The organism is Pseudalkalibacillus sp. A8 (genome assembly GCF_045920555.1).
In the GTDB taxonomy this organism is placed as follows: domain Bacteria; phylum Bacillota; class Bacilli; order Bacillales; family Fictibacillaceae; genus Pseudalkalibacillus.
Map to the genome: position 1 here is coordinate 5,561,502 of NZ_CP174509.1, position 22,350 is coordinate 5,583,851.

The 22,350-nt window shown below is 38.7% G+C and carries 23 protein-coding genes and 2 pseudogenes; 7 read left to right on the forward strand and 18 right to left on the reverse strand.

Features of this window, described 5'->3' with window-relative positions:
* Window positions 1-37: 37 nt before the first annotated feature.
* Genes ACJROX_RS27855 through ACJROX_RS27880 form a run of 6 tightly spaced genes read right to left on the reverse strand, consistent with a single transcriptional unit; the run spans window position 38 to window position 7,182 of the window.
* Entirely contained in the window at window positions 38-1,639 is a 1,602-nt protein-coding gene (locus tag ACJROX_RS27855) for an acyl CoA:acetate/3-ketoacid CoA transferase (protein ID WP_408008426.1), read from the reverse strand.
* Window positions 1,632-3,239 carry an acyl CoA:acetate/3-ketoacid CoA transferase gene (locus tag ACJROX_RS27860; protein WP_408008427.1) on the reverse strand — a complete coding sequence of 536 codons (1,608 nt, stop codon included), beginning with the start codon at window positions 3,237-3,239 and terminating at the stop codon, window positions 1,632-1,634. The genes ACJROX_RS27855 and ACJROX_RS27860 overlap by 8 nt, the downstream gene beginning before the upstream one ends.
* A 30-nt stretch (window positions 3,240-3,269) precedes the next feature.
* On the reverse strand, window positions 3,270-4,163 hold the full coding sequence (locus tag ACJROX_RS27865; RefSeq protein ID WP_408008428.1) for a 3-hydroxyacyl-CoA dehydrogenase family protein: 894 nt from the start codon (window positions 4,161-4,163) through the stop codon (window positions 3,270-3,272).
* A 26-nt stretch (window positions 4,164-4,189) separates the two neighbouring features.
* On the reverse strand, window positions 4,190-4,930 hold the full coding sequence (gene fabG, locus ACJROX_RS27870) for a 3-oxoacyl-ACP reductase FabG (protein ID WP_408008429.1): 741 nt from the start codon (window positions 4,928-4,930) through the stop codon (window positions 4,190-4,192).
* 52 nt (window positions 4,931-4,982) lie between these two features.
* Window positions 4,983-6,161: a thiolase family protein gene (locus ACJROX_RS27875; protein ID WP_408008430.1), complete on the reverse strand. Its 1,179-nt coding sequence runs from the start codon at window positions 6,159-6,161 to the stop codon at window positions 4,983-4,985.
* A 1-nt stretch (window position 6,162) separates the two neighbouring features.
* A complete protein-coding gene (locus ACJROX_RS27880) occupies window positions 6,163-7,182 on the reverse strand; it encodes a LacI family DNA-binding transcriptional regulator (protein WP_408008431.1) in 1,020 nt (339 codons plus the stop codon).
* 445 nt (window positions 7,183-7,627) lie between these two features.
* Here ACJROX_RS27880 and ACJROX_RS27885 point away from each other — a divergent pair, with 445 nt between their 5' ends.
* The 3 genes from ACJROX_RS27885 to ACJROX_RS27895 all read left to right on the forward strand — a co-directional run bounded on the left by ACJROX_RS27885 (window position 7,628) and on the right by ACJROX_RS27895 (window position 9,443).
* The gene (locus tag ACJROX_RS27885; RefSeq protein ID WP_408008432.1) at window positions 7,628-7,858 is read left to right on the forward strand and encodes a GerAB/ArcD/ProY family transporter; all 231 of its coding nucleotides are present in this window, start codon (window positions 7,628-7,630) and stop codon (window positions 7,856-7,858) included.
* Window positions 7,859-8,140: 282 nt separating this feature from the next.
* Window positions 8,141-9,226 (forward strand): tetratricopeptide repeat protein, encoded by a 1,086-nt coding sequence (locus ACJROX_RS27890; RefSeq protein ID WP_408008433.1) that lies wholly within the window; start codon window positions 8,141-8,143, stop codon window positions 9,224-9,226.
* Window positions 9,227-9,239: 13 nt separating this feature from the next.
* On the forward strand, window positions 9,240-9,443 hold the full coding sequence (locus ACJROX_RS27895) for a hypothetical protein (RefSeq protein ID WP_408008434.1): 204 nt from the start codon (window positions 9,240-9,242) through the stop codon (window positions 9,441-9,443).
* Window positions 9,444-9,598: 155 nt separating this feature from the next.
* Here the strand turns inward: ACJROX_RS27895 and ACJROX_RS27900 are convergent.
* Window positions 9,599-10,016: pseudogene (locus tag ACJROX_RS27900) on the reverse strand (TIM barrel protein); the annotation flags it as partial.
* Here ACJROX_RS27900 and ACJROX_RS27905 point away from each other — a divergent pair.
* Window positions 10,000-10,095, forward strand: coding sequence for a hypothetical protein (locus ACJROX_RS27905; protein WP_408008435.1), 96 nt, complete (start codon window positions 10,000-10,002; stop codon window positions 10,093-10,095). The pseudogene ACJROX_RS27900 and the gene ACJROX_RS27905 overlap by 17 nt on opposite strands.
* Window positions 10,096-10,414: 319 nt before the next feature.
* Here the strand turns inward: ACJROX_RS27905 and tatC are convergent, their stop codons facing one another.
* From tatC to ACJROX_RS27935, 6 genes are all read right to left on the reverse strand, one after another.
* Window positions 10,415-11,140 carry a twin-arginine translocase subunit TatC gene (gene tatC, locus ACJROX_RS27910; protein ID WP_408008436.1) on the reverse strand — a complete coding sequence of 242 codons (726 nt, stop codon included), beginning with the start codon at window positions 11,138-11,140 and terminating at the stop codon, window positions 10,415-10,417.
* Window positions 11,141-11,392: 252 nt separating this feature from the next.
* Window positions 11,393-11,593: a twin-arginine translocase TatA/TatE family subunit gene (locus ACJROX_RS27915; protein WP_408008437.1), complete on the reverse strand. Its 201-nt coding sequence runs from the start codon at window positions 11,591-11,593 to the stop codon at window positions 11,393-11,395.
* Between the two features lie 54 nt (window positions 11,594-11,647).
* A complete protein-coding gene (locus ACJROX_RS27920; RefSeq protein ID WP_408011811.1) occupies window positions 11,648-12,886 on the reverse strand; it encodes an amidohydrolase in 1,239 nt (412 codons plus the stop codon).
* 865 nt (window positions 12,887-13,751) lie between these two features.
* On the reverse strand, window positions 13,752-13,880 hold the full coding sequence (locus tag ACJROX_RS27925; protein ID WP_408008438.1) for an AAA family ATPase: 129 nt from the start codon (window positions 13,878-13,880) through the stop codon (window positions 13,752-13,754).
* 200 nt (window positions 13,881-14,080) lie between these two features.
* Complete coding sequence (locus tag ACJROX_RS27930) at window positions 14,081-14,539, reverse strand: DUF4309 domain-containing protein (RefSeq protein ID WP_408008439.1); 459 nt, start codon at window positions 14,537-14,539, stop codon at window positions 14,081-14,083.
* Between the two features lie 13 nt (window positions 14,540-14,552).
* The gene (locus ACJROX_RS27935) at window positions 14,553-15,110 is read right to left on the reverse strand and encodes a helix-turn-helix domain-containing protein (RefSeq protein WP_408008440.1); all 558 of its coding nucleotides are present in this window, start codon (window positions 15,108-15,110) and stop codon (window positions 14,553-14,555) included.
* 30 nt (window positions 15,111-15,140) lie between these two features.
* Here ACJROX_RS27935 and ACJROX_RS27940 point away from each other — a divergent pair.
* A pseudogene (locus tag ACJROX_RS27940) lies at window positions 15,141-15,383 on the forward strand (HD-GYP domain-containing protein); the annotation flags it as partial.
* Window positions 15,384-15,484: 101 nt separating this feature from the next.
* Here ACJROX_RS27940 and ACJROX_RS27945 read toward each other — a convergent pair.
* Entirely contained in the window at window positions 15,485-15,808 is a 324-nt protein-coding gene (locus ACJROX_RS27945; RefSeq protein WP_408008441.1) for a hypothetical protein, read from the reverse strand.
* A complete protein-coding gene (locus tag ACJROX_RS27950; protein WP_408008442.1) occupies window positions 15,805-16,908 on the reverse strand; it encodes a hypothetical protein in 1,104 nt (367 codons plus the stop codon). The genes ACJROX_RS27945 and ACJROX_RS27950 overlap by 4 nt, the downstream gene beginning before the upstream one ends.
* Window positions 16,909-17,173: 265 nt before the next feature.
* Between ACJROX_RS27950 and ACJROX_RS27955 the strand changes: the two genes are divergently transcribed.
* Together ACJROX_RS27955 and ACJROX_RS27960 are read left to right on the forward strand one after the other, a co-directional pair.
* The gene (locus ACJROX_RS27955; protein ID WP_408008443.1) at window positions 17,174-18,637 is read left to right on the forward strand and encodes an S-layer homology domain-containing protein; all 1,464 of its coding nucleotides are present in this window, start codon (window positions 17,174-17,176) and stop codon (window positions 18,635-18,637) included.
* A gap of 70 nt (window positions 18,638-18,707) precedes the next feature.
* Window positions 18,708-19,142 (forward strand): hypothetical protein, encoded by a 435-nt coding sequence (locus tag ACJROX_RS27960; RefSeq protein ID WP_408008444.1) that lies wholly within the window; start codon window positions 18,708-18,710, stop codon window positions 19,140-19,142.
* Between the two features lie 47 nt (window positions 19,143-19,189).
* On the opposite strand, the gene ACJROX_RS27965 is transcribed toward ACJROX_RS27960, so the two are convergent.
* The 3 genes from ACJROX_RS27965 to ACJROX_RS27975 all read right to left on the reverse strand — a co-directional run bounded on the left by ACJROX_RS27965 (window position 19,190) and on the right by ACJROX_RS27975 (window position 22,341).
* Window positions 19,190-21,415, reverse strand: a complete 2,226-nt coding sequence (locus ACJROX_RS27965) for a stalk domain-containing protein (RefSeq protein WP_408008445.1) — start codon at window positions 21,413-21,415, stop codon at window positions 19,190-19,192.
* A gap of 127 nt (window positions 21,416-21,542) precedes the next feature.
* Window positions 21,543-21,767, reverse strand: coding sequence for a hypothetical protein (locus tag ACJROX_RS27970; RefSeq protein WP_408008446.1), 225 nt, complete (start codon window positions 21,765-21,767; stop codon window positions 21,543-21,545).
* Window positions 21,768-22,086: 319 nt separating this feature from the next.
* Window positions 22,087-22,341, reverse strand: coding sequence for a DUF3006 domain-containing protein (locus tag ACJROX_RS27975; RefSeq protein WP_408008447.1), 255 nt, complete (start codon window positions 22,339-22,341; stop codon window positions 22,087-22,089).
* Between the last annotated feature and the right edge of the window lie 9 nt (window positions 22,342-22,350).

Consider the following 22,350-nt stretch of genomic DNA (forward strand, 5'->3'; position numbering starts at 1 on the left):
TAATTCTTTCTATTTTAATTCTTCCTAATATTCCGAATTATTTAGTTAAAGTTTTCCGATTCATTGGCCCCATTTTAAATAACCTAAGGTCCATTTCTTTAAGTGAATCCGATATGATGGGTTGGAATGCCATCTGTTGTAAAATATCTCTTTCAAGATCAATGCCAGGCGCAATTTCTGTTAAGACTAACCCTCTCTTTGACAGGCAAAATACAGCACGTTCCGTTACATACATCACATCCTTTAAATGCTCCGCTGCATATTTTCCACTAAACGTAATTTGCTCAACTTGTCTGGTAAACTTTTTTATCTTTCCTTCCCTTCTAATAGAAACCTTACCTTTTTCAAGCGAAACCTCTAGTCCCCCACTCGTAAAAGTAGTACAAAAAACAACTTTTTTAGCAGGCTGGGTAATATCAATAAACCCACCACCTCCTATTGTTCTTGTACCAAATTTTGATACGTTAACGTTACCAATGCGATCAATTTCGGCTGCTCCCATAAATGTCATATCAATGCCTGTTCCGTGATAATAATCAAATAAATATTCATGCTCCAAAATAGCCGCGGCATTTTGAGCAACCCCAAATTCATTAGCTCCTAAAGGGGTACCACCGACTACCCCAGACTCAAGTGTAAGGGTAAAATCCTGACTTAAACCTTCTTCATTTACGATTGGACCGATCACATCTCCCGGAATCCCAATCCCTATATTCACGACACTGGATGCCGAAAGTTCCTGTACGGCCCTCCTCCCAATCACCTTGCGTATATCTAAAGGTAAAGGGGCAAGACTCTGTAAAGGTGTACGAACATCCCCTGAGAATATAGGAGAATAAACTGTACTTGGTACTTGGCGGTGTTCGATCTCTGGATCTTCGACAAGAACATAACCATCCACAAGATAGCCAGGAACTACAACATCTTTGGGATGGAACGAGTCAGAATTAGCTTCGTATTTCACTTGAGCGATCACTTTCCCACCATAGGCTTTCGCTGCATGTGCTGCTGAAAGGATTTCAAGTTTCAACGGTTCCTCTTCAGTCGTGATATTCCCCTTCTCGTCGATGCTTGTCCCACGAATAAAAACATAATCAAAAGGAATGGAAGGATAAAATAGAAACTCTTCATTATTCAATGATACGACCTGAATGAGATCCTCTTTTGCTTTTGTTCGTTCATTAAATTTTCCACCTTCAATACGAGGATCGACAAAGGTCCCAAGTCCAATGGGTGAAATATGTCCCGGTAATTTATTTGCCATCGCACGTAATAAATGAGTTAGTTGCCCCTGGGGCCAGCAATAGCAATCCACTTTATTCTCTTCAATTAACCTTCTCATCTTGGGGGCAAGTCCCCAGTGCCCCCCAATAACACGTGATAGGAGTCCTTCTTCTGCAAGATGTTCAATTCCATTTGATCTATCTGATTGTCCCGCTGTGTGAAAGACGGTTAGATGAGTGGGATGGCCTGTATCTTTAAAAGTCTGACCGATGACCCGCAAAATTTTATCACATTGCCCCATTCCCCCAAATCCCACTAAAGCCAATGTACTTCCACTAGGGATTTCACAAGCAAGATCGTTTGCGTTTATACGTCTAGCTATTTCATTCCCCTCCCTTAAAAATTCATTATGCAATGACTAGATTTGTAGTAGAGGATCCGTTACCAAAAAAGGTTTCAGCAAATCCCACTTTTTCACTTGATAAAAGATCAGTATCCATCGTTTTTAGATTATTGGAAATGACCGGTTTGAAATCCATATGCGCTAAAATATCCCGTTCAAGGTCTAAGCCAGGCGCAATTTCTATCAACATCAACCCTTCTTTTGTTAATTGGAAAACCGCACGTTCAGTAATATAAAGCACCTCTTGGCCCTGTGTTTTAGAAAATTCTCCGCTAAAAGTAATTTGGCTAACCTCATTTTTGAATTTTCTGAATTTACCTTCCCTATGGATTTTTAATTGGTTATTTTTTATGGCGATTTCACAACCTCCTGCTGTAAAAGTAGAACAGAAAATGACTTTTCGAGCATGTTGTGTAATATCAATAAACCCTCCACAACCTACTGTTTTTGATCCGAATTTACTCACATTTACATTTCCATGAACGTCAACCTCAGCAGTACCCATATAGGTGATGTCCACCCCTCTACCAGTGTAATAATCGAATTGGTACGGGTGTTCAATTATCGCTTCAGCATTTTTGGTTATACCAAAATCCGTACCTCCTAACGGTTGACCACCGATTGCTCCAGATTCTACTGTTAAATTAATTTCGTCTAAAATTCCTTCCTCTTTTGAAACTGGGCCAACGGTATCCCCAGGAATTCCTGTCCCCAAATTGACGATGGCTCCTGGGAAAAGTTCTTTTACTGCCCGACGACCGATGATTTTTCGGATGTCCAGGGGTAACGGCTCACCATCTTCAAGGGGTTCTTTGAGCCTGCCGCTAAATACTGGATTGTTGAACGCACAAGCTGTCTGACGATGATCCTGTTCTGGTTCTTCTGAAACAAGAATATGATCAACGTAAATACCAGGTACGACAACGTCTTTAGGAGACAGTGTACCGCGTCTTACATAGTTTTTGACCTGGACAACCACTGTTCCACCGTACCTTTTGGTCGCTTGTGCAATCGATATGGCTTCTAATTTCAAAGCTTCATCTTCCATTGTGATATTTCCAAACTCATCTGCAGTGGTTCCACGAATGATACAAATATCGAGGGGAACCTGTTTATAAAAAAGGTATTCTTCCCCTTGAATTTGAATTAGTTCCACCAAGCTTTCCTGTTGTTTTGCTTGTTCATTTATGCGACCTCCTTCAATCCTCGGATCAATGAAAGTCCCAAGCCCTACTTTCGAAAATGTTCCTGGCTTCCCACTTGCCATCGCACGGAATAAGTGAGTTAATTGTCCTTGAGGTAAACAATGTGCTTCTACTTCATTATTGTGAATCAACTCTCCCCATCGAGGAGCAAGGCCCCAATGCGAACCAATAATTTTTGAAACTAACCCTTTTTGGGCCAAATGTTCGATTCCGTTTACTCTGTCACTGTGCCCAGCAGCATGGATAACTGTAAGGTCATTCGGATATCCTTTGATCAAATAACTATCCTCTAGCTCTTTCAAAAACGTTTCGCAGGCCCCCATCAGCGTAAACCCACATAAGGCCAGTGTACTTTTGTTTTGAATATTTGCGACAACCTTTTGAACGCTTGTTTTTTTTGTGTTCATCATTCAACCCTCTTTTTGTCTAATGGATTATCACACTGTGACCGGTGAATCTGGTTCCATTTTCTTTCCTAGCTCGTCATACAGATAGAAACCTCTACCTGTTTTCCGCCCTAAGTTACCCGACTCAACCAACTTCTTTAACAATGGTGCCGGTCTGTATTTGGAGTCGTTGAAACCTTCGTATAATCCTTCCATTGTGGCTAATAGAACATCTAAACCGACAAAATCTGCGAGTGTAATTGGACCCATTCGATGATTCGCACCAAACTTCATGGCATCATCCACATCTTCTGGTTTTGCCCCTTCCATTACACAATAAATAGCTTCATTGATCATAGGAACGAGCAAACGATTCACGAGGAATCCGGGATAATCATTACACGTAACATCATTCTTACCTAGGTCTTTTACAAACTGTTTTGCCTTGTCATAGGTTTCAGATGAAGTGATAATGGAAGGAATCACTTCAACTAAATCCATCACTGGAGCTGGATAAAAGAAATGGAGGCCAATGACTTTTCCCGGTCGCCTTGTAGAGGCGCCAATAGCAGCGATGGATAAACCGGACGTATTAGATGCAAGGATTGCATTTGGATTCACAACTAAGTCGAGTTCACCAAACACTTTTTGCTTTATATCTAACTTTTCGGGTACAGCTTCTATGACGAGATCGACCTCCTGAATCTTATTCATTGCGACCGTGGTGGTAAGATTTCCAAGCGTCTCTTCTACATGAGACCTGGAGCATTTTCCCTTATCTGCTTTCCTGTTAAGATTTTTTGTAATCGTTTGCAAAGCTTGTTGTAAACGTTCATTGTCAACCTCGACCAATATCACTTCTTTTCCTGCTTCTGCAACGACTTGTGCGATACCGGAGCCCATTAACCCTCCACCAATCACAGCAACTTTTTTTAGTTCATCCATGTTCCTTTCACCTCTTTATACGTAGATTACAGAACCATGCCACCGCCGACATTGATAACTTCACCATTAATATAGGATGCTTGATCTGATACCAGATAGGCAATGCAATTGGCTACATCTTCTGGTTTCCCCGCTCTTCCCATCGGAATTTTTGAAATCATAAGATCCCATACATTTTCAGGAACGCCACGAGTCATATCGGTATCAATAAATCCCGGACAAATTGCATTGACTGTAACATTTTTTCTACCTAACTCCCGTGCTGCCGTTTTCGTGATTCCTACCACTCCAGCTTTTGCAGCAGCATAATTTGCTTGACCGATATTACCAAGCCAGCTTGCAGATGAAATATTTACAATACGCCCATTCTCTTGTTCTCGCATTATGAAACTGGCAGGTTGCATCGTATTGAACACACCTGTTAAGTTAACACCGATTACAGCATCCCACTCATTATGAGTCATTTTATGGAGCATAGTATCCCGATTGATCCCTGCATTATTTACGAGAATATCAAGCTTTCCATGCTTTTCAACCGTTTGTTCAATCAAACGCCTTGCTTCTTCTTCATTAGAAACATCGCAAAGGTTGACCTCAGCATTTCCTCCTCGCTCAATAATTTGAGAAACGGTTCTATCGGCGCCTTCTTGATTTAAGTCACTTACAACCACGTGAGCACCTAAGTTTGCTAGTTTATCCGCAATCCCTTTTCCAAGACCTCGTGCCGCGCCGGTTACGATAGCCACTTTTCCAGTTAAATCGATCATCTCGGTTCCTCCCTAAATCTATCTTCAGTAATGGTAGTTTAATAGTTTTGGTTTATACGAGTTCAAACAAAGTCGCAATGCCTTGACCACCGCCAATACACATCGTTGAAACCCCACGTTTTAGTCCTCTTCGTTTTAGTTCATCCAATAATTTAACGGTAATGATCCCACCTGTGGCCCCAATTGGATGTCCTAAAGCAATTGCGCCACCATTAACATTAACTTTTTCCCGCTCAATGCCCAATTCTTTTATGACCGCTACTGATTGAGAGGCAAATGCTTCATTTAATTCCATTAAATCGATATCATCTAAGGTAAGGTTTACTTTTTCAAGCAAGTTTTTAACAGCTGGTGCTGGTCCAATCCCCATTATTTCCGGTTCTACTCCAGCAAGGGCTTGTTCACGAACGTACGCAATTGGTGTTAACCCAAGTTGTTCAGCCTTTTCGCTTGTCATCAATACTAAGGCAGCGGCACCATTGTTAATCCCAGAAGAGTTACCCGGTGTTACGGTACCACCCTCTTTAAAGGTAGGTTTTAATTTTGCTAATTTTTCCACCGTGACCCCTTTTCTTGGATGTTCATCCGTATCAAAGGTTACCACTTCACCCCTTTTGCCTTTTACTTCAATAGGAACAATCTGTTCTTTAAAATAACCTTTATCGATGGCCTCTGTTGCCTTCAATTGACTTTCATATGCAAATTCATCTTGGTCTTCACGAGGGATATCAAATCGCTCAGCAACCTTTTCTGCAGTAACGCCCATTGGATAGTTTCCAAATGGATCTGTAAGGGCAGTAAGCAAACCATCTTCGAGCTGGGAATGGCCAAATCGATACCCATAACGGCCTTTTCGTACATAATACGGAAGTTGATCCATATTTTCTGTTCCTCCAGCCACCACGACTTCTGCATTCCCTGTCTGAATTTGTTGAACAGCATTATTGATCGCTTGAAGTCCCGAGCCACATAAGCGATTGACAGTATAGGCATTGCTACTAGACGGGACACCCGCACGTAATGCACACATCCTTGCTATAAAAGCGCTTTCAGCAACCTGACCAACACACCCCATTATGACTTCATTTACTTCATCACTACTAATGCCCGCCCGATGAATGGCTTCTTTAATCGTAGTGGCTCCCAAATCCGCAGCATGGACATCTTTGATGGCGCCACCCATTGTTCCAACTGCTGTTCGTGCATAACTTACAATGACAACTTCCTTCATATTAAATCACCTTTCCATTATTTATTATCGGACCACTGCTCTCTCTAATCACTAATTTGGGTTCTAGTAAGAGCTTCCGATGATCAATCTGAGCTTTTTTCATAAGAGATCGCATTAAAATTTCACATCCCATTCTTCCAATATCATAAGAATGAGCATCAATTGTAGTCAGAGGAATCCGAAAATCCTCTGAAAAGGGGATATTATCTGAACCGATAACCGATACATCCTCTGGTACGCGATAACCTGCATTCAGTAGTGCTTTTATTACACCAAAAGCCATATTATCGCTGGCTGTAAATACTGCGGTAGGAACATCTCCTGTTACAATTAAACTATTCATATCCCGGTAAGCGTTTTCAGTTTTGTAATCACTCATAATAATTCGATTATGTTTAAGGGGCAGGTCATTTTCCATTAAAGTTTCTTTAAATCCCTTTTCCCGCTCGCGGCTGTTTAGACGGTCACCTCCTATAAAAGCAATATCTTTATGTCCTAAATTAACCAAATAATTGGTGGCCATTTTTCCCACTTTATAGCTGTCAATTCGTACTTGGCTTCCCTCGTACTCGTTTGGGCCTCGGTTGATCAGAACATAAGGGACACCTGCTTTATTAAGCAGTTGAATACTAGGTGATTCATGATCGTCAACAGTGGCAAGAACAATTCCATCTGCTCCTTGATCAATTAATGATTGGAGGATTTCATACTCTTTCTTAGGGTCATCCCCAGTTGTACATAAAATTAGATTATAACCATTTTCAAGTGCGATATCTTCGACACCCTTTAACATCAATGGATAGAACGGATTTGTTATTTCTGTTACCGTAACTCCGATTAACTTGGTTTCTTTTCTTTTCAAACTCCTTGCAACTTTATTAGGTCGGTATCCAAGTTCTGTAATGGAGTGTTCAACTCGTTTCCTCAATTCTTCACTTACGAACTTTGAATTATTAATGACCGCCGAAACGGTTGCAATAGAAACATTTGCTTTCTTAGCTACATCTTTGATTGTACTCAATTTTTATCACCTGCTAGCTAAACGTTTTTCTGTACCCGCAAAAAACAGCATTTATTCTTTAAAGTGTTTAATAAATTCCTGTGTTAAGAGGAGGAAATCCAGAAAAACGTTTAGCTGGATTTTTCTTTGCCTCTCATTTTATTAAACATTAATCCAAATGTCTATACATTTTTCTGAATTTTTTAAAACATTTTTATAACCCGTACTGTTCTTTCCCTAATGTTACGTGAGGTACAAAGTCATCAAGCTCAAAATACCGTTTAATTAAGTCATCTGATGGTGAAATTTCTAAAAAAGAATAGCGTAGCACGTGGTTCACGTGAAGAAGGAGAGGAACCAATGAAAAAGACGGAAATCAGCAAACTCCAGCTTTTTTATGTGATGATTCCTTCGAACTGGGAACCACCGTGGTATTTGCTGTAGGGGGAGATGCAAAGCAGGATGCATGGATCCGATTTTAACGGCCATGTTAGGCGGTCTTCTTTTAATGTGGATTTACTTTAAATTATCTGAACATTATCCCAGCGATACACTTATCAAGATCATTCCTAACATTATCGGTAAGGTTTTGGGCTACCTGTTAGTTGTTATTTATACCCTATATATCATTTATGAGGCTGCAAGAAATTGCAGAGACTTTGCAGAGCTGATCGTTTTAACTATTTTACCTAGATAATAACATCTTATTTCCAAAAGATAATAGACAAAAACAAACATACTAGATGATTAATTCGTTTAAAATATTTTTGAATTCCATTACGACCGAATACTTAGAGGGTACTTTTTTTGGACTTCAGGAAAATTGTTGGGAAAACCCACCAACAAAATTATCGATATTTACTATCAAATTACACCAATTTTCCCAATTTATTAAGTGGAAAAATATAGTATTATATAAATAATGGGATATTGTTAGAAAATTACGTATTTTCAAAAATAATAAGGTTGGAGGGATTTGATGTCTTCTATTTCTTTGGACACAAGTACATTGAACAAAAAAATCGATAGATGGTATGAAGCTATTAAGGAAGCACAAGAAGAAGAATCTGTTAGGTTAGAGGGAGAAATTGGTAATATTATAAATGAAACGGCCTCAGATCGTGAAACCGAAGTATATTATAAGTTAATTTTATTTCGCTATCACTTATCTAATAAAGACATAGCAAAAGCAAACCGAACACTTGAGGAAATTGAAGTTTATGAAAATAACGAACTACTTCAATTCTATTATTACAATTTCAAAGGGATCTATCATTACATACTAGACGAATACCAAACTTCCATAGAATACTTCAAGAAAGCTCAACCACTTATTATTTTTTCAGAACATCAAAATGAAATAGGAGAATTTCACTACAAGCTTGCAGCAACCTATTTTGAGCTGTACCAAAATGCTTTATCCATAAGACATTTGGATGCAGCGGCAAAAATATTTCAGAAAAATCATGTTTATAAACGAAGTGCAGATTGTGAACTCTTATTAGCTCTTAACTTACAAGATTTAAAAGAATTTGAAGAAGCTGAAATTCATTATCATAATGCTTTACGGTATTGTGATCACTTTAAAGATTCTAATTATAAACATTCTGTATTGTTTAACCTTGGGATTTATTATTTTTCTCAAAATCATTTGGATGAAGCATTCCAATACTTCAACAAAACGAAAGAATATTTCCTTAAAGAAAATAACTTGGAATATGCAACCAAAGCCATCTACCAACTTGCAAAACTCCATTATGTTAATAATGAACTAGAAAAAGCTGAACGATATCAAAAAGATGGCCTACTTCTTGCTAAACAAATTCATGATGACTATTTCATCAATAAATTTAAAACGGTTCAGATATACTCTAGTAACGCAATTAATACACATGAAAGTAAAATTTTTGAAGGAATTTCGTATTTTGAGGAGAATAAATTGTGGAATGATGTAATTAAGGTGGGTGAAGGGCTTGCAGAGTACTTCCATGATAAAAAAGATTACGAAAAAGCAAGTATGGTGTCGAAGCGAGTAATCCTCGCAAAAAAGAATATAAATTCTTAAGGGGGAGTTTTGGTTGAAGAAAAAATTATTTTTTCTATTAATTTCTACAATTTTACTTCTAACATCACTATCTTCTAATGATTCAAGTGCAAATAGACGTGATGAAATCGTTCCTGACATAGGCAAATATGAAATAGTTCAAAGGGAAGAAATTGTCCCTAGTTCTAAGAATCTACTTGTCAGAGAAGAGATTGTTCCGGATTCACCAAGTTCATAAGATCAAAAAGAAAAAGTAGAAAACTTCTATTAAAAAGTTTTCTACTTTTTTGTTCATCTTGATCACCTGTTACCATTTACAATACCTAGATGATCACACTCCGAATTAAAAGCAGAGTGTCATCCATCCTGCTTCCTAAACCGTTCATTAACATTTTATCCCACAAGCTTTTTGATGTATTCCCTTGCCAGTATGGTATACTCCAGCGGATTGGCTTTGGCAGGGTCCTGTTCGGCTTCGACCAATAGCCATCCTTCTTCAAGAAACTTGAAAACAGGGGTGAAATTGAAATCGCCATCACCAGGCACAGTAAAGACGCCTTCCTTCACTGCTTGTAAAAAACTCAAATGCTTGCCTTACTCTTTTGGCGACATCAAGGCGGACATCCTTTAAATGAACATGCTTGATCCGTGGACGATAGCGTTTCAACACCACCACCGGATCTTCGCCTGACAAGAATAGGTGCCCAGTGTCGAACAGCAGAAACACAAGATATGGATCAGTTTTGTCCATAAGGCGATCGATTTGTTCTGTTGTTTGGATACCTGTCCCCATATTGGAGGAGATCACGATTTTTGATTCAACCGGGATTGCAATTCAGGATATAACAACTGCTAAAATGGTTTATAAACTAACAAATGAAAGGCATTGACAGTTAAAAGTACCGTTAATTTAGATTGAAGATACTTGTTCGACAAAAGTAATGCATAAGAGCAATTGTTATCACCATGAACGACAAACTGTGTAAATAAACTTCCTTATCAATTGAATAAAGAGAATTGTGTAATAGCCTAACCCATCTCCATTTATTACCTTCATGGCGGCGAAATTGGTAGATGCTACCTTTCTCCTGGTTTGCTTTACTTCTTTGTTTTACTCTCACAACCCGAAAAGAATATTCTCGAGAATAAAGAGCAAAAGACAAGTTAATAACAAGTCGTTTTCTAAAATAGGGATTTTTTTCAATTTACTTAAGCAACAAGATCAGAAGTCTTATTCTTTCGATGATAAACGACCTTTGATAACAAAACACTGCATTCATACAATAAGAGTAATGGGATAACGACTAGTATATCCGACAGAAAATCAGGAGGAGTAATTAGAACAGAAGTAACAATTAGGAAAAAGTAAGCATACTTTCTCGTTTTTTGTAGCCGATAAGGATTCAACACCCCAATATTTGTCAAGAACATAAAAACCACCGGAAGTTCGAACAATAGGCCGAATGGAAGAGTCATATTTATCATAAACCGAAAATATTTCTCCGCCGTAAAAAATTCCATAAACATATCTCCTGACAAAGAGAGCAGAAAGTCAAGAACGATGGGAAATATTAAAAAATAGCCCATGCAAATACCTAGAATAAAAAGAATAAAAAGCGCTGGAATGTAAGCCAAAGTTATTTTTCGTTCATTTTCATGTAGAGCCGGACGGACAAAGAGCCAAATTTGATAGGCTGCAATGGGTATAGTTCCCGCAAGAGCTATGACACTGGATAGTAGTAGATATATCCATAAGATGTCAGTAGGGCCCAATACAGCAAGCTCTATTGGGAAATCCTTTATCAGCCATTTATAGAAATCTTGTATGTTAAAAAAAGCAAAAATAAAAAAAACTATGAAAGTAGCAAGTGTAATGATTAAACGTTTACGCAATTCTTCCAAGTGCCCGATAAAGTTCATTTCAAATTTCCCCATAAATACACCTCTAGTTAAGGTACAGCCAACCCTCTCCAAAAGCACACGATAAGAGACGTTCAATGGTTCAAAACAACTAAAATATTTTGGTTATTAACAAGCGAATACTGTTTTTTAGAGTATATGAACCACTTTAAATTTATTGTACTTTCTTAGCGAATGTTTTCCGAGAAAAGTTGGAGAAACCTCTGGTTATAAAAAAGAAGATGCAAGTGAAAGAAGCTACTTGCACCTTACTAGAAATATTGATACTTATTTTACTTTCTCCTTATTAGTTTCAGATTGGCCCTTTTCTGACTCGCCTTCTGAAACCAATTCTCTAGTTGACTTCTTAAACTCTCTTAACGTTGCGCCACAAGCTCTTCCGATTTCCGGGAGCTTGGATGGGCCAAAAATAATAAGAGCAATTACTAATACTAATATCAAACCTGGAATTCCAATATTTTGAATCATTACTTCCTCCTAGTATTTATTTTCTTGTACCTTTATGAGAATCGTCCAATTTCATTATTGTTTCCCTTTTTTATGCTTCGTGTCATCAAGTAAACCCGATGCCACATTTCCCTTATACAAAACAGCAGCACATTTAGGTAGACGAGCTACAGTTTCAGCAGAACAACTTGCAGGAACAAGAACCGCCGTTGCATCGTCGCCAACCTTTGGCCATACTTGCTTGCCAGATTCATCTAATGGTGTAATGCCACCAGTTGCAAGGGAAAGTGCACGTGACAGATTGTATTCATTGGACCAACCATATAGTTCAGCAGCTCGATGTGCCTTTTGAAGTATGTCGCCAATTCCAAATGGTGACCAGTGATCAGTTATACTGTCATTTCCCAGCATTACGTTCACATTCTGCTCTTGGAGCATCGGAATTGGCATTACACCTTTGCCATTAGGTACGTGTGATGCAATGGATATACCTAACGATGCAAGGCGGTTTGCCATTTCCACATCAGCCCCAGGCGCTAATGAAGCTAGAGAGAACGCGTGGCTAATAGTCACTTTTCCATGAAGACCGGCCTCTTCAGTTAGATCTGCTAGCCTCCTGATTGCCTTCAAGCCCGTTTCGCCTCCTTCATGAAGGTGAATATCAATTCCAGCATTGTAATCTACGGCAATTTGTACCATCGTTTGTAACGATTTTTCCATATTCCCATCAACTAGGGTTGGATCCAGTCCACCAACATGCGTAACACCAAGCTTCATCGCATCACGTATTAGTCCCTCTGCATTTGAACGAAGTAATCCATGTTGAGGAAATGCAACAATTTCATGTGCTATTTTATCTGAATAATTCGCTAATGCTCTTTTTAATTTCTCAAGATTTTTAAGACCGACTACTGGGTCAATATTACAATGACTTCTGGCAAACGTAGATCCGTAACTAAGAATCAGCTCAATTAATTTCTCTGCACGCTCCTGAGCAGTTGGCAGTAACTCTAAAAGCAGTGACTGTTCCAATTCAATCATGGAAAAAATACCATTTTCCCTTGTAGCTGCTGCTTTCCATGGACCGCCATAATACGTTTTGTCCAAATGAATATGCATCTCTTTAAATGAAGGTAGAAGTAGCATACCTTTCGCATCATAACAAGCAAGCCCCTTTTCATAAGGTGCTGTTGGATCTAAAATCTTGGTAATAGTACCTTTATCAATTCTAATGTTTCGCAAAACAGTATCTGTTGCGATAACATGGCCGTTCTCATACTGATAGCCGCTTTCTAAGCGTACATTCAACAGCATATAGGAACTGTTTTTATTTGGTTGTTTAATATGGTGTTTATTCCTCTTATCTTCCTTCGCACTTGCTAACTGTGGCCCAAGTATTCCCACCGTACCAGTTACACCTAAAACAGCGGAAGCACCTCCAATTTTACCCATGTCACTTAAAAATTTTCTACGAGATAAACCATTTTTTTCCTGATCCATTTAATAATTCTCCTTACATACTGTTTTTTACAAGATACAACAAGGTTACCGTATTTTTTTAAAACTTATTTACAGTCTTTTTACTTATTTTTTAAAATTTTTTAACTATTAAAAATATATTGAGCGACCTTACTGATTGTACTTTTAACTTAAAAATTAATAGTTTTAATTTTCATTACTTAAAGTTAATATTTGGTTACTAATATATAAAAGAAAAACACCCCTCTATTTGAATAAGCAAAGCAGGTGCAAAAAGTTGAAATATTATAGGATGTACAGTATAGAGAACTTATAGGATTATCCTTTTATTTAGGAAAATCCCCTCTATAATAGACAGATTAATGTGCTTTCTTTTTTCTGTCTACTATGAGGGGATCATATCAGCTTAGGGGTTCTATTTATTGGTAAACAGGTTAAATTTATCGAACATATGTAACCTATTACAGATTTTCCGAACGGGAAAGCCCATGCAGGGCATAGCCCGCCTTTAGGCATGGGATGAGAGTGAGAACGGATACGGAGCACCGCTAAAATCGGAAAGGTTTTGTGGTACTTCAAGTATCCGAAAATTTCACTCTCTTTTTGTTGTATAACTGTTGTAGTTTATAAACAAAACTAACATTGAACTCTACTAAGTTAGGAGAATCCCATGCATCCTGAATCGTAACCATAAATTCGGTCACTCCGTCTTCTGAACGCGCATCAAGACTTTATACCCTTCACGAGCTAATATAAAGGCTGTGATGGCTGCTGGGGTCGTTTTGGATACTCCACCCTTCTGTAACCCAAATGTGATCGTTTTAGCCATTGTCATTCCTCATATGTGGGTCTATTCCACCATAACTTTCGTACTTCTTTGACCATTTCTGGATAACACCTTGAACAATACATGTTTCTCTGCCAGCGATCCAAATCCTTTGGCAGCGGTTCTTCTTCTTTCGACCCAGGCGCATAATTCCTCGGTCATCCTAGAATCTGATCTGTTTTTGAACAGTTTCAATACTTTTTTCAGTCGTTTCTTAGTAAATTTAAGTTCCATGTATGCTCATTCATTTTTTCGAAGGTAATGATGTAGCCGGTTAGATGATAGGATAATATTTTCCCTGATTTGTTGGTTGGTTTCCCCATTTTCTTCTCTATTTCGGATTTTGTTACATTTAGTTCAACTCCGATACGATAAACTTGTTTTAGTTCATCTTCTGCAATCACAAATCGTTTGTTATTTTTAACGTAAACATAAGTCTGAATATCTTCATGATCATGATGTTCATGCGGTTTTCCCCACTCTTTTTCAACATCTGTCATCGTACTTTTCCTGTCTAATCTTAAGGGTGTATTAACGATCTTCCCATTTTTTAACTCTTCGATCATTTCTTTATTTAATGATTGATTTTCTGCCTCTTTCAAGCATGCTGTTAGGATTATCGATAACAAAATTAAAAAAGTAAAAATCATACTTTTCTTCATATAATACTCCCCCTTATTTTTGAAAAACAAGCAGGAGAATTTCTCCTGCTCTAATTTTTTGCTTCACATAAAAAATCACCCTCAAATCGTAATTACGGCGTAATTTTCGAAGTACCCCATACTGCTGATCATTGTTACCTTGCTGTATCGAAAGGACTTCCTTATTGTTCATCCAGTGATCAAGAGATTCTTTTCTGAATAAGATACGCTTCCCAGCTTTTACGTGTGGTACCTCTTTACGCTTTACCATTTCTAGCACAAGCCAGTAAGATACTCCGAGGTACTCAGCTGCTTCTTTTGCGGAGATAGTTTGACGGTTCATTATTTTACCCCCTTTTCCGACTGCTCTCAGATCTTGGTAGTCTTCAATAGAAACTTCTGCACAGTCATGGTCTCCGAAGACAAAGATATCCGTTTCTGAATCAGTTTCACCTTTGTTATGAAGCTTGATTGAATCTTTTTGTACCTTTGCGTCTACTTCACTTACTTTTTCAACCACAGCTTGATATGGGATCCTTGTTTCTTTCCCATCTTTATCTGTCAGTACTACATAACCATCCAGTTCATTCAATCCTGCTTCATCACTCTACTTAGCTGCCTTGATGGCAAAGGTTATCCATATGGATTGAAGGGGTATTCGATCCCGAAGCTGGCACGTATCCTTTGTATCTTCGACTCTTTTGATGCAATGACCTCAGAACGGCCTTATCAGCCTACGAAATCTTTCGAAGAAGCGCTAGAAGAATTAAAGAAATGTGCTGGTACGCAGTTCGATCCCGATCTCGTTGAACATTTCGTGGAGATGATCCAAGAGATGTATATGCAGGAAATACGGGCACTTTGATGAGCACCGTTATTGTTGGCGGTGCTTTTTTTGTTGCAAAAAATAAGCCTTGGATTGGGTTGGAATCCAAGGCAAGGCGTTCTTTATGATGGTTGATTATATTAAGCTTTTCCGGATGAATCTCCGACTGCTCCCCGTTCAGAAGCAAGCATAGCAGAATCTCCAACCGCACCACGCTCTGAAGCTACATTAGCTGAGTCACCTACTGCACCTCGCTCAGAAGTTTGTCCAGCGAAATCCCCAACTGCTCCTCGTTCAGCTACCAGACCTGCTGAGTCGCCTACCGCTCCGCGTTCAGAAGCAACTTCGGGTGAGTCCCCTACTGCTCCTCTTTCTGATGAAAGGCTTGTACCTCCGCTATAAACGATAGCTCCAAGGATAAGTACAGAGACCGCAAGCGTCGTGACTAACGTTTTCGTTTTCATTTTAACGCCTCCATTTGATTTATTGTATTACGAGCCTTGAAAGCTAATTCGTAATAGTGTACGGCTTTTTCATGTTTATCAGCTTTACTATAGACTTGGGCAACCAGCTTGGCATATTCCTCGACATCTTCCCAATTCTTGTTTTCCTCGAAGTACATTACGCTTTCAAAGAATAATTTTTCATCCATCTTGTTTTGATTAAGTAGGAGTACTTTTAACAATTCGAATTTGTACTTATATTCGGTATTAGCCGTTTTGTTTACTTGTTTGATTCCGATTTCATAGCAATTTTCAGCTTCTTCAATTTCACCTAGGCGGCAATATTCTCGATATAATAAGAAGATTGCTCTTAGTGAATATTCATATTCCCGGTCAAGCATCAACAATTTCAAATACCTGACGGCTGCTTCTGAGTGGCCTTGTTCAGCGTAAAAGAATCCTAGATTATGGAGGACACGGTTGCGCAGCTGTGGGTCGTTCACTCTTTTTGAATACATGAGAGCCGAATGGAACTTCTCTTCAGCCAACCCATATTGCTTCATATCAAGATAATTCAAGCCGAATAACATCTCACAGTCCGCATTTCTTACGATGTTACGGTCAATAGAAAAATCATACAAAGCTTGTGCTTCTTCTAAGTGTGATATTGATAAAAGTGAATGATGAATAAAATAGTAGCTGGATGCAATTTTATAATGAAACTCTGCTCTTTCGAAATCAGATTCGATTCCTTCTATGTAATCTTTCGCTTTTCGATATTCAATTAACGAATCTTCATAATTTTGATTTTGATAGGCGTATTGTCCCTTAAAGAAGTAAAAATAAAATTTTAGCTTATCGCATAGTTTTGGTTCGAATGGAGCTAGTTCTTTTAATAGTTTGTCTGCATTTTGTTTGTCTTTCAATAAAAGGGCATGACTCAATTCGATCAATTTCGCATGTAAAAAGACAGGGGAGTTTTGAGAGGATAGATTCTTTAATTGCCTCGACATGTCTTGTTTAATTTGAACAGCCTTGTCGATCTCGCTATTGAGGACATAGGTATACCAACTATTCAATTGATCACTAAAATTTGAAGATACTAACGTCGCCTCAACCATGACAACCTCCAACGATGTATTAATATAAGAATACCATACGTGGTAAATTGTGGTTATTGGGAAAATTGAGACAGTTTAGGCTCGATATTTGTTGTAAAATGATGGCGATTTTCCCAAGTTTTTAGATTATTACGGAATCTAGTTCTAGTAACTCCATTCTGATAACTTGGTAGATTAAGAGTTCTATGCTATTATTACTTTCGAGGCATATTATGGAAAATCCTTTCGTATTTTGTAAAAATTTTTATGGGGGATGTGTTTTTTCGTGAAGTTTTTTGTAAAGGGGCTATTTTGGGCTTCGGTTATTGGGTGTTTGACACTAGCTTTTCATGGGGATGCTTTTGCAGCAGATAGTATTGCAGAGAAGTGTGATTATGTGCAAGAGGATGGTGTGAATCCTGACTTCAGTACGGTTAATTGTCTCCTGACAGAAGCAGCATTAGAGTTTGACGTCCCACCTGAGATTGTGAAAGCAGTAGCAGAGGGCGAAAGTGGGAACTGGCAACATTATGATGAAAACGGTGATGTAATCATAACAGATGACAACGGGATCGGTCTGATGCAGATTACGAATCAATCTGGGTATGAGGAAGACCTCCTTAAAAATGACATCATCTATAACATTCGTGCAGGGGTTGAGACACTAGATTACATGTTTGATAGAACTGATTTGCCGACGATTGGGAATGGCGAGCGTGATGTGTTGGAGCATTGGTATTTTGCATTGATGGCATACAATGGGACGAAACCGGTAAACAGTCCTGTCGTACAAGCTACAGGGGAACGGAATACAGATGCATACCAAGAAAAAATCATTCGGATTATTGAAGATTTTGGGTTGGTGTCATTTGCGGAGCTTCCTTTTACAAGGGATGATTTCGACTATGATCCTAGTAGTAATGAGAATATCGAATTTGTAACGATGGAATACAGTTTCGGTGAACCTTTTACGAAAACAAAACATGGCTTTAAAGCGGGTCAAGAAGTGAAGGCTACACAGGCTGTAAGCTTCAGGGAACGTCCAACGACGGATAGTGGTAAGCTAGGGACGTTAGCCGAGGATGAGGTCGTGACGATTCAAGCGCCATTCACGTATGAAGAGGCAGTAGAAAATAAGAATCATTTCGTCTGGTATCAAATCAAGAGAAGTGATGGAACGGTAGGTTATGTAGCATCAAGTTATTTAACTTATAAATTCAAGGATATTGATGTTGGTTTGTATGCTGAAGACCAAATCTATTACTTATATGAAAAAGGTTTGCTATATGGAATCGGGAAAGATCGGTTTGGATTCAAGGATAATCTGACGCGCTGGCAGGCAGTTTTACTGTTGAATCGTGCGAACAATGTATCTATAGGTGATAGACCGGATCCAGGTTTCACCGATGTTCCGAGAGCCTATAAGTATTATGACCAGATCGCAGCAGCTGTGGATGAGGGATTGTTCAACGGAAAGTCGGAAACTCACTTTGAGCCAGAGGCAACGTTGAAGAGAAGTGAAATGGCCGCTGTTTTACAACGAATCTATGAATTTCCAGCCGCGAGTTCACATCCGTTCACAGATGTTAATTCCGGTGCATGGTATGAAGATGCAATTGCACGCTTATACAATGCAGGGATAGCAGCAGGAGTCAGTCCAACGAAGTTTGGCCCTTATGAAGAAATCACGCGGGAGCAATTCGCAGTATTCATGGCAAGGTCGATGAATGAAGATTTCCGCGTAAGGTAAAATTTTGATAGGATTGAAGATTGTAATTGGATGTCTCGCTTTTCAGTTAAACATTAGATAGGGTGTTACTATGAAAAGGATATTAATCTTTGCTGGGATCATTATTTTTAGTATAGCAGCTTTTTTAATTGTTGATGAAATTAATAAGTATACTGTTGGAGGGAACTTTAAAGCTTATAAAGAAGACCGTGAAGAGATGATCAGAATGCTTAAGACAGGTGAAATAAAGAAAGAGCGCTTTTACTATACACCTGAACGATTTAAAGAAGCCAATGTAAATGATATTCTAAATGCTAAAATGTATGGAAACAGACATTTCGTCTTTTTCCAATGGGTTAAATCACCAGTTTTCGGCCCTGGGCTAATAGAAGGGTTTCTATATACATCTACTGGTAAGCCGCCGACCATCAAAGAATTCGACCATCTAGCAGGATGCAAATTTGAAAAAGTTCAAGGTGAGGACAATTGGTATTTTGCCTCTAATGATGATGGATATTATGATTAAAAAGGTGAACCCTGCATTAAATGGATGCAGGGTTCTCTTCATTTTCTTTAGTTTTTGGATTCGGACGTTTCTAGTTCTTCTTTTTCGGTATGATCTTTGCTTGTCTCTTGGTTTACATTAGAATCATCAGTATTCTGATTAGTGTTGTCTTGATCTGTTTCATTAGATTGAGATTCTTCTGCTTTTTGTTCACTATCCCCAGCTTCTTGCTCTTGGTTTTCATCTGCTGAATGAGATTCTTCAGTGGATTCATCTTCTTGATGTTGATTTTCTTCTGATGATTGAGCTTCTTCTGAAGACTCATCCTCTGTAGTTTCTTCTATCGCTTCTTGTTCATCGGTATCAGAACTAGAATCTTCTTCAGGAGTGTCTACTGTGTTTTCTTGTTCCTCAGCTATTTCTTCTGAATCTGCTGGTTCTTTAGCTTCTTCACTTGCTTCCTTAACAGTTTCTTGAGTCGCTTCTTGATTTGTTTTGATTTGTACCGTATAAGTTTCTGAATCCCAATCCAAGATTTCTGCACCAAGATGATCTGAAACAAATCGTAGAGGGACCAGCGTTCTGCCTCTGATTACTTCAGCTGCTGCGTCAAGTTCATATTCTTCACCATTGACAGTTGCTATTTTAGAACCCATTTTTAACGTAATTGTTTTTTCTTCTGTTGTGATGGTTGTAATTTGTTCTTCTTGATTCCAGCTGATTTCAGCATTGAAATGGTCGATACTTTCACTGATTGGAATCATCGTACGGTAATTTTTACTGATCGCTGGGAAGTCATATTCCTGTACTTCATCATCAATAATAACTGTTACGACACGGTATTTCTTATCGCCGACCGTGACATAATCAGGGTTCTCAGGAGTTTCTGGCTCCTCTTCTTTTACCGTATGGATTGATGCTGTCAAGGTCTTGCTATCCCAAGTCACACGTGCGCCAAGGGCTTCTGTGACAAAGCGCAGAGGTACCATTGTTCTGTAATTGACAAGTTTAGGTGCGACATCTAAAGTGACTTTTTCTCCATTGACTGCAGCGGTTTTAGACCCAATTTTCAAGGTGACTTCTGTATCGTCTTTCGTTACGCGGACAGTTTGCGTCGATTGAGTCCAGTATACGTTCGCACCCAGTTTCTCAAAGACTCCTCTTAATGGGACGAGGGTTCTGTAGTTTTCTAAAATAGCCGGCTGATCGAAGTTCTGCGTTTCACCATCGATTTTTACTGTGACCTCGATTGGATCATTCTTGTGCTTAGCATAGTAAAGCTTATAGCTTTCTTGTGCAGCGTACAAAGGTACTGCTTTATTTTCTTGCCAGGTTGGCTTGAACTCCGATATCGGTAAATGACGGTTCCCTGGATAATTCCCGATTTCCATTGTAAAACCAGGGCGTTTATATTTGCTGATGAACCAGTCTGTCATTCCCCCACCCGATGGATTTGGTCCAGGATAAATCAATCTGTACCCTGTCATACCTCCGATTTTTTTCGCTATTTTATGGTCACGATCATAGCGACTGCCTCTTTGGTGGAAGTTCCAAAAAATGATCTTTCCAGCACTATGATACGGTACTGCTATTTCCGGATCGATCGCTTTCGTAAAATTGACAATGGCCTTGACTTCAGATGCGGTATGCGGCGCTTTTCCCTTATGGTTAGCCCAACTAGGTTCGCTGCGGTTGTTTTTGATATTCGCCCAGTCAGCGTCATATTGTCTGTTTAAATCAACGCCTTTCCCGTTAGCTTTCCACCTTGTAAAATCTTCGCTGCCTTCGTTCATTTTGATCAAACCGGCATGAGCACTTTGTGGAAAGGCACTCAGCCCGCTTTGTTGAAGGGTGACTCCATCCGGATTGACCATAGGGACGAACCACATCGTCGTGTTGTTGAGTATTGGTTTTACCTTATATCCGTCAATCGAGCGATTCGCCTTATAGGCTTGAGTATATTGATCGATCATATACATGTTGAGGTTTGTCGTGAGCCATTCTCTGGCATGGTGGGAACCGTTGATGAACACAGTTGATCTTCCTGTTCCCAGTGATACGGCGTAAATATCACGTCCGTATTCACTCTTCCCAATCACTTTATACTTGATCAAATCCGGGTGTTTTTTAGCCAATGCCTTGATGTCTCTGACCATTTCATTGTAAGTATAGGTTTGGATCGGATTTACGACATTATCATTGGCGTTGGTTGTTGTCGGCATTAAAAATAGACTTCCTATGAAAATGAATAAGAAATACATAAGGAAGTGCTTTACATTGAACCTCGATTTCATTTAGTGTATATCCCCCTATGATTATATGAAGTTATTATGGTATGAAACTTGTAAATCGGTCGAATTCACGCCTCCCTTTTTAATTGTTTTTGTATGTAATACCTGGAATATCGTGAAAAAGTTTTAATCAATCCCAGTTATTTGTAAATTTATCTAGGATAAGGATGATGGAACCAGAAAGTAATGAAGCAAAACCTATTAAAGCGAGGATGTTCGAACGTACAGCATAATCAAAATGATAAATACCGGCAACTTTGTATTCGATATAACCTATCCAGTAATCCGCAATATAGAGGCTTAACAACATGATGAATAATCCAACAACGATTAAAATTTCTCCCTTTCTAAACATGGCCCGCCATCATTTTCCTGAAATTTCATATGTATAGACTTCCAAACTTTATAATATTTCACTATAAAGTTAATATCTCCTGCAAAAATTGTAGAACTTCTGAAATTATTGTCGTTTTACTATTTTCACAGTTTTATAAGGTTTTAATTCATCTGCCGTAGTGAAAGAGGAAGGCGAAATTGGCTATTGATGGAAAAGCCCTTACGGACAAGGAAATGGAGTTGGTTGAGGAATTTGTTCGTAAATATAGGAACAATTAATAGCCCGAATATTAGTCTGTAAACATAAAAGCCCACCTTTTGATAGGTGGGCTCAACTATTACCTTTTATTTTTATTTATTAGATTGTTTAACAGATCATTTACTTTTTTTCTTGCATCATCTGTTTCATCATGCAGTATTTTATAGCGAATCTTTCCACTAATTGATTCTTCCTTAACAATGTCTCCTTCAGCTATATCTTTTGGAAACTGATGAATCGGAACATCTTTTTGTACTGACTCGTTGCCTTTCATTAATAAAACAACCAGGTCACCCTCAAAGCGATCAACTGTATATTTATTTTGCGAGTGCATCTATCAACT